This window comes from Microcoleus sp. FACHB-SPT15 (assembly GCF_014849525.1).
In the GTDB taxonomy this organism is placed as follows: Bacteria; Cyanobacteriota; Cyanobacteriia; order Cyanobacteriales; family Coleofasciculaceae; genus Symplocastrum; species Symplocastrum torsivum.
Window position 1 is genome coordinate 49378 of sequence record NZ_JACJNU010000016.1, and the last position, 12996, is coordinate 62373.

A 12996-nucleotide genomic window follows, 5' to 3' on the forward strand; every position below is an offset into this window, starting at 1 on the left:
ACAGAAATGAAGTTTGCGCCAACTAATTTTTGCTACGCAAAAATTAGTTGGCGCAAAAAATTTAATGACTCGTCTACGAGTTCAAGACTTTTCCACATGACTACTGGAAACCGCCTACTTACCCTTCTACCCCGTGAGCTATACAAGAAGCTTGCCCCCAACCTGAAGCAAGTTTCGCTGGAACTGGGCACGATACTCCACCATCCTGGTGAGACTATCGAGTCTCTCTATTTCCCTACTGGTTGCCTTCTCTCGATCACCGTCACGATGAATGATGGCTCCACGTCTGAGGCGGGTCTGATCGGCAACAGGGAGGTACTCGGTGTCAATGCCTTCATGGGCGGAAGGGAAACCACGCAGACAGAATATATCGTACAGATGGCTGGCAGCGCAATCAAAGTGGATGCACAACTGCTGCTGGAGGAGTTTGACCGCAACAAGGATCTGCGTGACGTGATGCTGCGCTACACCCAAGCCCTGATCGCCCAGATCTCGCAAACTACAGGCTGCAACAGCCTCCACAATCTAGACCAACGCTTAGCACGCTGGCTGCTCGAAGCTCAAGACCGCACTGACTCGGTTGAGCTTAAGCTTACGCATGAGTTCATCTCCCACATGCTGGGTGTACGCCGTGCTGGTGTCACCCAAGCTGCCCAAAAGCTTCAGGAGAACGGTCTGATCCGGTACCAGCGAGGTAAGGTCACAATCCTGGATCAGAGAGGGCTGGAAGCGTCTTCGTGTGAGTGTTTCAGGGTTCTTAGAGAGGAATATGATCGCTTGCTCGGAGCAAAGGACAGAGATAGATAATCAGATGGTTCTTCCTTTGTGTCGTGCGGCAGAAATGAAGCAGTTTCTCTGAGCCTGTCCGTCTAATTGCTTAAGTCTATTCAGGCTGCATGATTCCTCTTCTCCTCAGTCTGTCTGCAAGTCACGTTTTTGGAGAGGAGGAAATGGAGAACAAATGAACGAGAAAAAAGATACGCCACCGACAATCCTGATGATCGAACTGGATGACGACACACGCCCACTCCTGAAGCAAAACCTCTACAACTGGGGCTACCGCGTGCTTATGGCGTTAGAGGAAGAAGACGCGATCGCCATAGCGCGTGGTGTACGCGATCATCCTGACCTGATTTTGCTCAACCAAATCAAGCTGCCGATAGACGAATTTGTTAACATGGGGCGGCGTATCCGTCAAGGCGCGGAACTCCCCAGCAACACGCCGATTGTCGTCATGGCTGAGCGGTACGGCGAGGATATGGAAGGCAAGGACATTAAGGTGGGTGAAAGCGAGTACGTGACTTATTTAGAAGATGGAGAACAGTTGATGAATCTTCTACACCGTCTTTGCCCAATCTAGAACCAACTTATTGTTCGGTTTTCACGAATTAATTCATGCCATGAATCAATTTCAACCTTTTTTTTCAAGGTACTAACCATGCCAAAATACCCTTGGCAATCTTTTTGTCTAAAAGCGATTGTGAGAGCAAACGGGCAAGGAGTTGACGTAAAGCCCAGCGACCAACACTTGGTAATAACAACATCAGTAGCCGCTTTAAACCTACTTGCAAGAACCAAGACATCACTACAGGTGCCAACAGCATCCAAGGACTACTCTGCATTAGTTGCTGTATGTAAGGAATCACCGTTCCCGCAGTAATCAGTATAGATAGCGCCCAAGATAACAGATTGACCTTTAGTAATACCCTCAATCGCAATTGACTTAGTAATTGATCAATTAGCCAATAGTGAGCTGAGGCAATCGTATAGCAAAATTTGGGACGTTCTAGACAGTCGCTCTTAATCTGATGAATAATATCGCCATCAGTTGAGATAACACTTCGCATCAGTGCCTCCTCGACACCTCCTCGCAGATAGTAGGTACAGAAGGTCAATCCAGACTGTAAACGGCTTTTGCCATCAATCAGGGCGTAGTAGCGCAAATCTGCTAGAAATTGGCGGGAAATCTCAAGGGGGCGACCTGTTTCTTGAGCTTGTTGAATGCTTGTGAGAATGTCTTTATCTAGATGAAAGTGAATGCCGTGGAACAGCACACGCTTACGAGTGATTTGTTCTTTATCAACTTGAATGTACGGATCTAAATTCAGACCGTTGTTGTTAGGAACCTTTTGGGAGTGTTTTTGGCGGAGAGGATGCGGCACGGGAGGAAAACTCTATCCTTACCCTTTTTGTTTTTGTGAATTCCAAGGAAGAAATTCTCTGCTAGAAGCTCGTTGAAGTGAACCTTGCACGAGATTGATGATAAATTCTAATAGTCCGCGCCACTGCCTTTCACCAGCGAGGACACCTTCTTTGTGGATTAGTAAGATTGTGTCTCGATGAGGATGGTCAAAAATTTCTTGAGAGTAACGGTTGATGATATCTCCATCTAGCTGAATGACCGTTTGGGCGTAAATCATATCAGTTGTCACTGCCTTTTGCAGAACTTCTGATTTGATATAGCCTTCTTGCTCAGCTTGCTTTTTCAGGAGCGCTTTGTTGCGATTATCCAGTGCGGCTTTTAGTTCACTAATCTTCCGCAAGCTGCGTAAGAAATGACTATCAGCCAAAACTTTTTGCGCCTTTAGAATATCTTCAGGGCTAGTGGGTTGAACAGGGTCTGGCAGTCGTGTTTGGATGTCATGCATTTCTACCGTTGGGTCGGTAAGAATTTGACCATTTCCTCGTGCTGAATCCAGGACGCTTGGGTCATAAAATTCAGAGGTTGGGTTAGTCAGGAGCAATGTGTACTCTAGTTCCAGATTTTTGCGTAACTCAAGATAGCGATCGCGTAATGACTCATGGATTTCCTGTTGTGCAAGATAGTCCTGAGATATTGCATAAATATCCCGATAAGCTTCCCAAGCAATAAACTTGTCCCCAGTAATTTGCGCCACAACCATCGTGTTGACCTCTAAGGCCGTGATGTCAACAAGAACTTCACCCAGAGACTGCAAAAATTCATTCAGGGTTCTACCTAAACTAGGAGGAACAGGTCTGCTGCTTGGTGCTGATAAGTCTGACAATTCGTTTCTGTTGCGGTTTCTGGTATTGGTCAAAGCTGTCATGCTCCTTAGTGTTTAATTGTTTTGGTTTGGAAAGCGATGGGGTGGTGGCACTCTTTTTTCTACAGACTTCGGCTCATCGTCTTCAAACAACGCATCTATGGGGTCGATAGCTGAATCCTCTTGCGGTTCAGTTATTCCCTGGAGAAAGTCATCTGACTCTTCAAACACACGTTGTTCTGTAGAGGAATCTGTATCAAGGCTTTCGCTTAAATCAATGTCCTCAGTTGCAGAGGAAGCCGACTCTTCAAGAGTTAGATCATCTAACGACTGAGACAAGTCAAACTCACTATCTGGATCTGGATTGGCTGAATAGGGTTCTAGCTCTTGTGCCGAAAACTCATCCCAGTCTTCATTAATGTCCACGTCCGGTAGCAACTCATCCAACGCTGAAGGCGCAGCAAACGGATCGGTGTCTTCCTCTAAATCACCCCAATCTTCATCCTCTCCCAAATCCAATGACTCCATATCAGCCACGGGTATATCAGGTATAGACTCTGGTTCTTCTACCACCCACTCATCCCACGCCTCATCCTCTTCCAGATTTAACGAATCCAAGCTAGGAATAGGCTGATCTGGTTCTGGCGTAGGTTCGGGTTCAATCAAGTCACCCCAATCCTCATCATCAATTTCCGCGTCTGGAGTCTCAATATTTGGTACGGGTGAAGTTGATGGGTCAAAATCCTCAAAGGAGACAACTTCTACCTCCTGGGTTGCTGGTGTTTCTGAGGTAGCTGGTTCAGACTCAGGTTCAACTAAGTCTCCCCAATCTTCATCATCAATTTCCGCGTCTGGAGCCTCAATATTTGGTTCCGCGTCTGGAGCTTCAATGTTTGTGGCTGGTGAATTTGATGGGTCAAAATCCTCAAAGGAGACAACTTCTACCTCCGGGGTTGCTGGAGCTTCTGAGGTAGCTGGTTCAGACTCAGGTTCATCCAAATCTCCCCAATCCTCATCATCAATTTCCGCGTCTGGAGCCTCAATATTTGGTACGGGTGAAGTTGATGGGTCAAAATCCTCAAAGGAGACAACTTCTACCTCCGGGGTTGCTGGAGCTTCTGAGGTAGCTGGTTCAGGCTCAATTTCAACTAAGTCTCCCCAATCTTCATCAATTTCTTCGTCTGGTGCCTCAATATTTGGTGTTGGTAAAGTTGGCGGCGAGTCGAAATCATCAAATGCGAGAACTTCTACCGCCTGGGTTGCTGGTGCTTCTAAGGTAGTTGGTTCAGACTCAGGTTCAACTAAGTCTCCCCAATCTTCATCGATTTCCTCGTCTGGAGCCTCAATATTTGGTGTTGGTGAAGTTGGCGGCGAGTCGAAATCATCAAAGATTAGAACTTCTACCGCCTGGGTTGCTGAGGCTTCTGAGGTAGTTGGTTCAGGCTCAATTTCAACTAAGTCTCCCCAGTCTTCATCATCAATTTCCGCGTCTGGAGCCTCAATATTTAGTACGGGGGAAGTTGGAGGTGACTCAAAATCATCAAGACTGAAAACTTCTACCTCCTGGCTTACTGAGGCTTCTAAGGTAACTGGTTCAGCCTCAAGTTCAACTAAGTCTCCCCAATCTTCATCAGTTTTTGAGTCTGAGGCTTCGATATTTGCGGCTGGTGAGGTTGGAGGTAACTCTAAATCTTCTAAAGTGAAAATTCCCCAGTCCGGGTTCTCTTGAGAATCTAAGGCGGTAGGTTCTGACTCTAGTTCTTGTTCAACAAAGCTTTCCCAGTCCTCACCCAGCTCTACGTTTGATGAGTGTTCATCAGATAGCGACACTACACGCAAAGACTCTAGTAAATCCAAGACAGAGTCATCCCAATTATCCTCATCTGTTTCTGACTCTGAGTCAATTGTGCTATCTACTGATGTTGTTGAGGAGGAACTTTGTTCTTCAACAGGTAAAGGTGGTGTAGCGGATTCCTCTTCAGTTGCTGTGTTTGTAATAACAGCCGAATCCTCAACTACTAATGGCAGCGCAATGTCTAACTCTGCATCACTAGGCTCTTCGATGGGTGTGTTGGGAAAAACAGTATCCTCAACAACCGATTCTGGAGGATTGATGACCCCACCTGTGTCAATAATCTCTTCATCCGTTACCGTGTGAGGAATCACCATAGAATCCTCAACTACTGATTCTGGAGGTTCGATAACCACACTCGTATCAGTAACAGCATCAGAAGGTGCTAAAAGCTCATTCTCAAAAGGAGGTGAGTCCAGTTCAATGCTAGGAGGAGCTTCTTGTTGGTAACGCAGGGCAACCAAAGCCTCAAAAAGCTTTTGTAGGCTCTTCAGGTTGTTGTGAATAATCTTGTTACCTTCAGCAACCTGCTCAAGATGAAACTGGTGTAGTTCTTTATATCGACCATCATTGAGGAACTGATCACCAATCTCATTTTCGATATCACCCTCAATCAGGTTGATACGAGTCCGTAGGCGATGACCGGGTTTTGCCTTATCTGCCTCATCATCCTCTGCTGAAGCAACCCAAGTGGTAATTTTTAACTCAACAGCTTCACTAAGTGCTAAGGCAAGAGCCTCAGTAATGTTGCCTGCCTTGAGTTGTTCTCTGAAGTCATCGCTCAACGCCATAATAGTAATTCCACCGAAGTCAGGCAGTTTACTGACAAAGACACTGCAAAGATGATAATCTCACTTACTTCAATTTTTACGGCAAGTTGTCCTGTGTTGAGGGTGGGAGGACAGAATTTCCTGGCTCAATACGGCGTGAGTTTGACGGTAGCTTGTTAATGGTGTTTGTCAAAACCGTAAACAGTTGTTGGATGTTTTCTAAATTATTCTGAATAATTTTGCGTCCTTCTAGAACCTGCTCCATGTGAAATTGCCGAAGTTCTGTGTAGGGGCCATTACCAATAAACTGGCTGCCAACTTCGTTTTCGATGTCACCATCAACGATATTAATACGAGTACGCATTCGACAATTGGCTGTTGGCTGGTCTGTCTCGCTTGAAGTCTCTGTCTCTGAGGATACCCAGGTAGTAATTTCTAACTCAACGGCTTCACCTAATGCCAGGGTGAGGGCATCAATAATTTGTCCTGCCTTGAGTTTCTCTTTGAAGTCGTCACTGATTGCCATAAGGTTACGCTTGCCTCAAGCTGTACAGTTAGCTCGAATATTAGCCCAGAAGTCTCTTGAATATACCAAAGCTCAGCTTAACCTTCAAAAAGTTAACGTAAGCACTACTGGACTGAGTTCATTGCCAAAAGTCAGTGACATCGTATCCTAGCTCACTAAGCATCTGACGCAAAAGCGGTAGGCTAAGACCAATGACATTGCTATGGCAGCCTTCTAGTTTTTCAACGAAAAGTCCACCTCGACCTTCTAGAGCGAAGCAGCCAGCACAATTGAGGGGTTCTCTGGTAGCAACGTAAGCGGCGATCGCATGATCACTGACATTGGCAAAGTACACTTTTGTAATCCCACAGCGTACCAAGGTTTTATCCTGAGACAGATCAATCAGAGCATGACCTGTGTAGAGAACGCCAACAGTCCCTCGCATCTGCTGCCAACGTGCGATCGCTTCTTCTGGATTAGCGGGTTTCCCATGAATTTCACCGCCTACGCTCAAAACTGAATCACAGCCTAGCACCAAAGCGTCACTAAGCTGGTTTGCAACGGTTTGGGCTTTGCGTAGTGCTAAAGTCTCAACCAAAGGTACTGGGTCACTTAGCTGAACTTGAGATTCATCAAAGTCACTCTGGCGAACGACTGGCTCAATTCCTGCATTTTGCAACAAGCGTCTACGCGCTGGTGAAGCCGAGGCTAATACAAAGGTTGGAACACCCATGCCATTTTGGTTTTATTATCTACGTGCAGAGCTTCAATACACGGAAAATGATTTAACGACTTGATTAATCACCTTCTGCATCTTACCCCAGCGTTGTTCGGTTGTAGACGCATTGAACGTGTAGAGTTTGCCACGACTGACGGCTACACTGGCGAGGTTGTGTCGTCTTTGATTGGGAAGTTTAACGGTGTACTCCAGAAGATAATACGTCTTGTCACCCGACTCACGGGCTTCGGCGTTGACTAATTCTGCTTCACGACCTGAATCGGGTGGTGCGATCGCATTTTTTTGCAATTTGTAACCAACTTCTCCTGGTGTTCCTAAATCTGCTAGAGTTTGACCTTCAGGAATTGAGCCGACTACAACACTGACATTTTCAGAAGTCTCAATGATGTCATGGAATACAACATCCGGGCCGTCACTCACTTTTACGGGTAACCAGCCGTTGGGGTACAGAAACTCATAGCCATCAATGCTGTCTACATAGCTTTTTAGCCCGCTGATACCAGTATTGCAGCCATAAAGACTCAGGCTTACTACCAGCATTAGGAGTACAGCGATTCTTTTGAGCATCTCCCTCTTCCTTCAATCCAATGGCTTTATTGTCTCATCTTTAGGTTACTAAAGAGGGGAAGCCGATGGATATTACTTTTTCATAGCGGTTGAAAGGAGTTCATCTGAACTCCTGCAACTCCTGTATTCTTCTTGTTCACACGCCTCCCCTAACCAAGGATTTATCGAGTAAAACAAGAGATTGAACACTCAAACTCTTCTTGGAGTACTTGCTTCCGATTCAAATCTTCATCTAAATCATCTACCCATTACCCCCGATCAGGGCGCTAATTTAGGAAGAGAAGGACTGATAATTCTTTCACGTTTCCGGTCTAATTATTGAGCTACTACCCGGTTTCTACGCTGCCTTGGAGGAAAATTATGAACCAGACTTATCGAATGATCGCTATTGTGGGGTTTACTACGGTACTGGCTGGACTTGTCTCTCCTGTCCACGCTCAACTCCCCGATGGAGGCACCGCACCACGTTCTTCTTGGCTAATGACGGCTCAAGCTGAGAATAACCAAGCAAGGGCTGTGGAGTTGTATAACCAAGGGGTCGATAAATTAGATTCTGGGGATTATCGAGGTGCGATCGCAAGCTTTGAACAGGCGATACAACTCGACGCTAATGACGCTGATACCTACTACAATCGCGGTTATGCATACCACAGTTTAGGCAATTATGATAAAGCAATCTCGGATTACAGCGCTGCGATCCGGATTAAACCTGACTTTGACCAAGCTTACAGTAACCGAGGTTATGCTCAGTATGTTTTGAAGAATTACCGAGAAGCGATCGCAGATTGCACCAAAGCAATTGAAATGAATCCTAAGAATGACACAGCTTATGTTAGCCGAGGCAATGCTCACGATGAACTCGGAGAGCATCAAAAAGCGATCGCAGACTATGAGCAAGCCTTGAAGATTAACCCGGACAACGCCATGGCTTATTACAATCGGGGGCTAACTCGTAATCGGCTTAAAGAGCATCAAGCCGCTATCGCAGATTACACAGAAGCCATTCGGATTCAACCGACGTTTGGAGAGGCATTTTACAACCGAGGCTTATCCCACTTTAATCTTGAACAGACTGAGCCAGCTATAAAAGACTTGCAGCAAGCCGCTGCGCTTTTCCAAGAACAAGGTAGAACAACAAACTACCAGAGTGTCCTGAATGCGATTAGAACAATTCAACAATAACTGACACTCTGGCTCAATCTAGTTTTTCCTTGTCAGGATTGCTCGTAGTTGGGAAATTTAAGCGATCGCACCTACTCACTTAGCTAACGCTAGATGCTGAGTAAGCCACGAACAGCAAGCCGCCAATCAATACCAGCGCTGCCATACCCAGCAAAATGTAGTTTCGCTGTTGGGCTTTCGTTGGAGGCTCGGCATGGTAAGTCTTTGTCTCTGGGGCGAAGTTATTGATCAGCCCGCCTTCTTCTTCAGTAAATGGCATGAATGAAAACCTTTTTGCTATTTAAAGTAAATGTTACAAAAACCTTGCATAACACTCTCTCCTTATCGTAATAAATTGTTGCATTTTTTCATACCCCCCTGTGCGATCATCTGAAGTTTGCCCAATTCTTTGCTGTCAAACTGGCAGCTTACTTAGCATTTAGGTGGGACGTAGAATTTTTCTAAAGACAATATTGACCAAAGCCAACGCGATCGCACTAACAACACTCCAATGACAAGAAGTGATGCGATCGCACTCATCACTTTATTGTCCCATCCACCTTCTAACTGACCCAGGTAGTGAGAACCAATCAGCACCGTATGAATCGCTGCAAGGACTAAAGCGGGAACAGATAGCAGGTGAATGTATCGCCAACGTTTGCCTAAACTCTTCTGAAGGCGGTCAAAACTAGTGAACGCGGCTGGTGTCATGAGTACTAGTGCCAATATGCCAGATGCGATCGCGCATTGCTGCATTGGCACCATGAAGAAAAACGCATCCACATTCCACTGCAATGTATGGTCTAGCATATGACCTGTATGAGCCAGTGCTAGGACATAGGCACCAACTCCCAAAGCACGGCGATAGCGTGATGGTTGTACCCAGAAGCGGCTAATCGGACGAGCAATCAGCGCCAGCATCAACAAAATCAAGGCGGCGTGACCTGTATAATCCACCATGTCACCTGTTCGCAGCAGCGTTAGGATACCGATGCTAAGTGTTACCCAGCCTCCTAAGCGAAACAACTGACTGCGTTTATCTGCACTGAGTTTAGATGCTGACACCCCCACACCCAACATCATTGGCATCGTACCCAAGCCAAACGCCAGCATCGTTGCCGTTCCCAGCCAGAGATTTCCGGTTTCCGCAGCCTTAATTTGAGCGGCATACAGAAAACCACAAGGAATCAAGCCCCAAACGCTACCCAAAAGCGCAGGTGTCCACCAGTGGGGTTTGGCGGAAAGCTTGCTCATCGCTGTACTGAGGCGTTGATGTAAGTTACTTTGGGTCAGTGGGTGCAATATTGGGACACGCGGGAGGAAGTCCGGTTTAATCTGTACTAAGCCAAACCAAATCAGCATGATGCCAGTAAGAATTGCCATTCCCTGACGTAAGGCACTGCCTATTCCCGCTAATTGCCCCCCAGCTAGTACCACAGAACCCAACGCACCAATTCCTGCACCTACTAACGCATAGCTAAGGATTCGCCCTAGGTTTAGCAAAACGTGAAAACGAAAGGCTAACCATTTTTGGTTGTCTTGCGGCTGGGATAAGGAAAAAGCGACAGTGAGGGGGCCACACATTCCAACACAGTGACCAAAACTCCCTAGGAATCCTAGAGCCGTTATGAGTAGAAGGTCTAGAAACATAATGCTTGGTTTATCCCAGGTGATGCTTGAAGCAGACAGCTTGAAGAGGGATTTCTTCTGAATTTCCTCAGGGATTGTAGGAAATGCGATCGCGTTTGTCAAAAGACAAGCTGTCAAACTTTCTTTGGGAATGGGGAATTGGTGATTGGGGGGTTTCTCACCTAGGGATTGAATTGTTTTTGATGCTGAAGAAGTTTTTCTTATCGTTGTTTGTGCCTGGGCATTAGTACAGCTTTCACGTCTCTGACAAAGGCGATCAATTTAGCTTCGGTAACATCTGTAAGCCCATAAACTCCAGCTAAATACCTGATCGTTGCAATATCCCTTTGAGTTAAGTCGTTCGGAACTGATTGGCGGCTATTTTTCCGACCATCTATCACCTGCTCAATCAGGTTCTCAATTTCTTTGGCAGCTTTCAGATTGTAAAGCTGATCCTCAATCTCTTGGTTTGAGGTTCCCAGTTTCCTTTCAGTTTCCTCTCGAACTTGAGCGACTGACTTGGTGAATAACCCTTGAGGAGTAGCTTTGCGCTTATGCTGTAGCTTCCCTTTCTTATTGCTGATGTTCCTGAGCATGGCGTCAACCTTATGTCACTTGTCAAGAACTGAAAGTAGCGATCGCACTCTCTCGCCTGTTGGTTGTTAGCCCTTACGAACATGAACCAGCTTTCCTGGTTCTAAGCAAAAGCTCTTGCCATAGCGTATTATCAATTGTTTACATTTTCCTCACTCTATAGATAGTTAATCAATAGGAGACATCCAAAATTACTATTCGTTGTTAGTAGCTAAAAAACAACTGATATCAATTCCCTTTGATATTGCATTAAATTTTAAATTTTACCTAGAGTGTCTATGCCACAAGAGCAAGCCACTTAGGATAAGCGTAAGAATTTTTAGCGACTAGCTTGGGACTTCGGTAGGTTTGGCTTACTAAGCGGACAACATTCTCAAAATGCTGGATTTGGTTAGCGTTTTTCTCTGCAACCTCAAAAGCAACACTCCACCAGTCATTGTTATTCACCCTAAGCTGAGTAAGTTCATAACCGATGCCTTGATAAAGGCGTTGCGATCGCGTTTTCTTCACCGCAATCCACGCTTTTGTCCCAACGACATCCACTGGCATAATACTTTCTTGCTCTGGGTCGTCACAAATCCACTTCAGCCATTTTTCAACGTTCCCTTGCCAGGTAGCACTGGAAGCCTCACCAAATTCCAAGCTACCTAACTGGGCTTTCCGCCACTTCACTTCTAAACGCCCCTGCCGCAGTTTGATATTGAGATAGTCGCACTCTGGCGTGTAGAGATATAGGTCTTCCCGTTCTTCTGGTGAACCCAGTAATTCACCGGGACTATCAGCAAGAAACCAGTGTTCCACCTCTGTTGGTAGTGTGCCCTGAGAAAACCAGCGTAGTTCTAGAGTCGTCAACATCAATTTATCAATTCACCCGAATGGGCTAGAGCCAAGTCAGCTTGTAGTTGATACTATGATGATATCATTTTGGCTCAAATGACTTGCCCTTGTAGGAGTAGATTATGGAACGGATTAAAGAAATTCCCGCGTCTAAAGTCAACGGTTTTGTCGCTCTTATCGTCATACTAGCCATAGCCGTTTTTGGGGGATGGTTGGCTTGGTCAACCATCCAAGGGTTGGAAGCCGTATTAGGAAGAGGCATCAGAGTAGCAGATTTTTTCTTAGGGGACGAATTAGCAGCCGAGTTGGGTGCCTGGTTAGGAGCAATACTGCTAGTAGTGGTAATTCCGTCTGTGTCGGGGTTCTTTACCGTTGAGCCAAATGAATCAGTCGTGCTTGTGTTTTTGGGACGTTACGTCGGTACTGTTAAGGAGGCGGGATTTTGGTGGACTAATCCCTTTACCACGAGACGCAGGGTTTCTCTGCGGGTTCGCAACTTTAATAGCAAGCTACTAAAAGTTAATGATGCTCAAGGCAGTCCGATTGAGATTGCGGCTGTGGTGGTATGGCAGGTAGTAGACTCAGCCAAGTCTAAATTTGATGTCGATGATTACGAAGAATTTATTGCTATCCAGAGCGAGACAGCGATTCGAGCCTTGGCAATCCGCTATCCTTATGATGCTCCTGATGAATCTTCTATATCTTCCCTACGAGGAATTCCCGACGAAATAGCGCTGTTTCTCCAGAAAGAATTGCAAGCGCGACTTGAAGTTGCAGGAGTCGAAGTGTTGGAGGCGAGACTTTCGCACCTTGCTTATGCGCCCGAAATTGCCCAAGTAATGTTGCGTCGTCAGCAAGCGCGGGCAATCATTGATGCACGACGGCAGATTGTGGAGGGTGCAGTCGGGATGGTGGATGAAGCACTCAAGCGCATAAGCGAACAGCAAATCGTTGACTTGGATGAGGAACGCAAAGCCGCTATGATAAACAACCTGCTGGTGGTTTTAACCTCTGATCAGAACACACAGCCTGTGGTGAATACGGGTAGCCTTTATACATGAGCAAGAAGAAACGGTTCTTGCTGCGTCTAGACCCGAAGCTATATGAAACACTAGAGAGATGGTCGGCTGATGAGTTGAGGAGTGTGAATGCTCAGATTGAGTATCTATTGACACAAGCGGCGCATAAGGCAGGGCGGTTGAAAGAGAATAAGCACAATAAGCGATCGCAACTTCCCACTCAGTCAAAATCTACCCCAGAACCGGAAGAAACGCCAGAAGACATTCCACGCCCCAACTCAGTGCAACCCCCCCTCTTAGAGTAGATTGCAAGTCAAC

General features: G+C 46.1%; 15 protein-coding genes. 5 read left to right on the plus strand and 10 right to left on the minus strand.

Annotated elements, in window-relative coordinates; translation table 11 throughout:
- Positions 1-6 precede the first annotated feature (6 nt).
- On the plus strand, positions 7-807 hold the full coding sequence (locus H6F98_RS05795) for a Crp/Fnr family transcriptional regulator (protein ID WP_242058404.1): 801 nt from the start codon (positions 7-9) through the stop codon (positions 805-807).
- Between the two features lie 154 nt (positions 808-961).
- Positions 962-1360 (plus strand): response regulator, encoded by a 399-nt coding sequence (locus tag H6F98_RS05800; RefSeq protein ID WP_192217719.1) that lies wholly within the window; start codon positions 962-964, stop codon positions 1358-1360.
- A gap of 64 nt (positions 1361-1424) precedes the next feature.
- On the opposite strand, the gene H6F98_RS05805 is transcribed toward H6F98_RS05800, so the two are convergent.
- The 6 genes from H6F98_RS05805 to psbP all read right to left on the minus strand — a co-directional run bounded on the left by H6F98_RS05805 (position 1425) and on the right by psbP (position 7438).
- Entirely contained in the window at positions 1425-2162 is a 738-nt protein-coding gene (locus H6F98_RS05805; RefSeq protein WP_192217720.1) for a hypothetical protein, read from the minus strand.
- 18 nt (positions 2163-2180) lie between these two features.
- Positions 2181-3068: a hypothetical protein gene (locus tag H6F98_RS05810; protein ID WP_192217721.1), complete on the minus strand. Its 888-nt coding sequence runs from the start codon at positions 3066-3068 to the stop codon at positions 2181-2183.
- A gap of 12 nt (positions 3069-3080) precedes the next feature.
- Positions 3081-5648 carry a hypothetical protein gene (locus H6F98_RS05815; RefSeq protein WP_192217722.1) on the minus strand — a complete coding sequence of 856 codons (2568 nt, stop codon included), beginning with the start codon at positions 5646-5648 and terminating at the stop codon, positions 3081-3083.
- Between the two features lie 76 nt (positions 5649-5724).
- Entirely contained in the window at positions 5725-6153 is a 429-nt protein-coding gene (locus H6F98_RS05820) for a hypothetical protein (RefSeq protein WP_192217723.1), read from the minus strand.
- Between the two features lie 118 nt (positions 6154-6271).
- A complete protein-coding gene (locus tag H6F98_RS05825; RefSeq protein WP_192217724.1) occupies positions 6272-6865 on the minus strand; it encodes a nucleoside triphosphate pyrophosphatase in 594 nt (197 codons plus the stop codon).
- A 33-nt stretch (positions 6866-6898) separates the two neighbouring features.
- Positions 6899-7438: a photosystem II reaction center PsbP gene (gene psbP, locus H6F98_RS05830; RefSeq protein WP_192217725.1), complete on the minus strand. Its 540-nt coding sequence runs from the start codon at positions 7436-7438 to the stop codon at positions 6899-6901.
- 360 nt (positions 7439-7798) lie between these two features.
- Here psbP and H6F98_RS05835 point away from each other — a divergent pair, with 360 nt between their 5' ends.
- Positions 7799-8620 (plus strand): tetratricopeptide repeat protein, encoded by an 822-nt coding sequence (locus H6F98_RS05835; RefSeq protein ID WP_192217726.1) that lies wholly within the window; start codon positions 7799-7801, stop codon positions 8618-8620.
- A gap of 79 nt (positions 8621-8699) precedes the next feature.
- Here the strand turns inward: H6F98_RS05835 and psb34 are convergent, their stop codons facing one another.
- The 4 genes from psb34 to H6F98_RS05855 all read right to left on the minus strand — a co-directional run bounded on the left by psb34 (position 8700) and on the right by H6F98_RS05855 (position 11677).
- Positions 8700-8879: a photosystem II assembly protein Psb34 gene (psb34, locus tag H6F98_RS05840; protein ID WP_192217727.1), complete on the minus strand. Its 180-nt coding sequence runs from the start codon at positions 8877-8879 to the stop codon at positions 8700-8702.
- 152 nt (positions 8880-9031) lie between these two features.
- On the minus strand, positions 9032-10249 hold the full coding sequence (locus H6F98_RS05845) for a sulfite exporter TauE/SafE family protein (protein ID WP_192217728.1): 1218 nt from the start codon (positions 10247-10249) through the stop codon (positions 9032-9034).
- 200 nt (positions 10250-10449) lie between these two features.
- Positions 10450-10824: a hypothetical protein gene (locus H6F98_RS05850; RefSeq protein ID WP_192217729.1), complete on the minus strand. Its 375-nt coding sequence runs from the start codon at positions 10822-10824 to the stop codon at positions 10450-10452.
- A gap of 274 nt (positions 10825-11098) precedes the next feature.
- A complete protein-coding gene (locus H6F98_RS05855; RefSeq protein WP_192217730.1) occupies positions 11099-11677 on the minus strand; it encodes a hypothetical protein in 579 nt (192 codons plus the stop codon).
- Positions 11678-11781: 104 nt separating this feature from the next.
- On the opposite strand from H6F98_RS05855, the gene H6F98_RS05860 reads away from it, so the two are divergent.
- The gene (locus tag H6F98_RS05860) at positions 11782-12720 is read left to right on the plus strand and encodes an SPFH domain-containing protein (RefSeq protein ID WP_192217731.1); all 939 of its coding nucleotides are present in this window, start codon (positions 11782-11784) and stop codon (positions 12718-12720) included.
- Complete coding sequence (locus H6F98_RS05865) at positions 12717-12983, plus strand: hypothetical protein (protein WP_192217732.1); 267 nt, start codon at positions 12717-12719, stop codon at positions 12981-12983. The genes H6F98_RS05860 and H6F98_RS05865 overlap by 4 nt, the downstream gene beginning before the upstream one ends.
- The last annotated feature ends 13 nt before the right edge of the window (positions 12984-12996 follow it).

Coding starts and splice junctions, on each gene's coding strand:
- H6F98_RS05850 (WP_192217729.1), bottom strand. CDS start 10,824: ATGCTCAGGAACATCAGCAATAAGAAAGGGAAGCTACAGCATAAGCGC.
- H6F98_RS05795 (WP_242058404.1), top strand. CDS start 7: ATGAAGTTTGCGCCAACTAATTTTTGCTACGCAAAAATTAGTTGGCGC.
- H6F98_RS05825 (WP_192217724.1), bottom strand. CDS start 6,865: ATGGGTGTTCCAACCTTTGTATTAGCCTCGGCTTCACCAGCGCGTAGA.
- psbP (WP_192217725.1), bottom strand. CDS start 7,438: ATGCTCAAAAGAATCGCTGTACTCCTAATGCTGGTAGTAAGCCTGAGT.
- H6F98_RS05810 (WP_192217721.1), bottom strand. CDS start 3,068: ATGACAGCTTTGACCAATACCAGAAACCGCAACAGAAACGAATTGTCA.
- H6F98_RS05820 (WP_192217723.1), bottom strand. CDS start 6,153: ATGGCAATCAGTGACGACTTCAAAGAGAAACTCAAGGCAGGACAAATT.
- H6F98_RS05860 (WP_192217731.1), top strand. CDS start 11,782: ATGGAACGGATTAAAGAAATTCCCGCGTCTAAAGTCAACGGTTTTGTC.
- H6F98_RS05855 (WP_192217730.1), bottom strand. CDS start 11,677: ATGTTGACGACTCTAGAACTACGCTGGTTTTCTCAGGGCACACTACCA.
- H6F98_RS05865 (WP_192217732.1), top strand. CDS start 12,717: ATGAGCAAGAAGAAACGGTTCTTGCTGCGTCTAGACCCGAAGCTATAT.
- H6F98_RS05815 (WP_192217722.1), bottom strand. CDS start 5,648: ATGGCGTTGAGCGATGACTTCAGAGAACAACTCAAGGCAGGCAACATT.
- H6F98_RS05835 (WP_192217726.1), top strand. CDS start 7,799: ATGAACCAGACTTATCGAATGATCGCTATTGTGGGGTTTACTACGGTA.
- H6F98_RS05800 (WP_192217719.1), top strand. CDS start 962: ATGAACGAGAAAAAAGATACGCCACCGACAATCCTGATGATCGAACTG.
- H6F98_RS05845 (WP_192217728.1), bottom strand. CDS start 10,249: ATGTTTCTAGACCTTCTACTCATAACGGCTCTAGGATTCCTAGGGAGT.
- psb34 (WP_192217727.1), bottom strand. CDS start 8,879: ATGCCATTTACTGAAGAAGAAGGCGGGCTGATCAATAACTTCGCCCCA.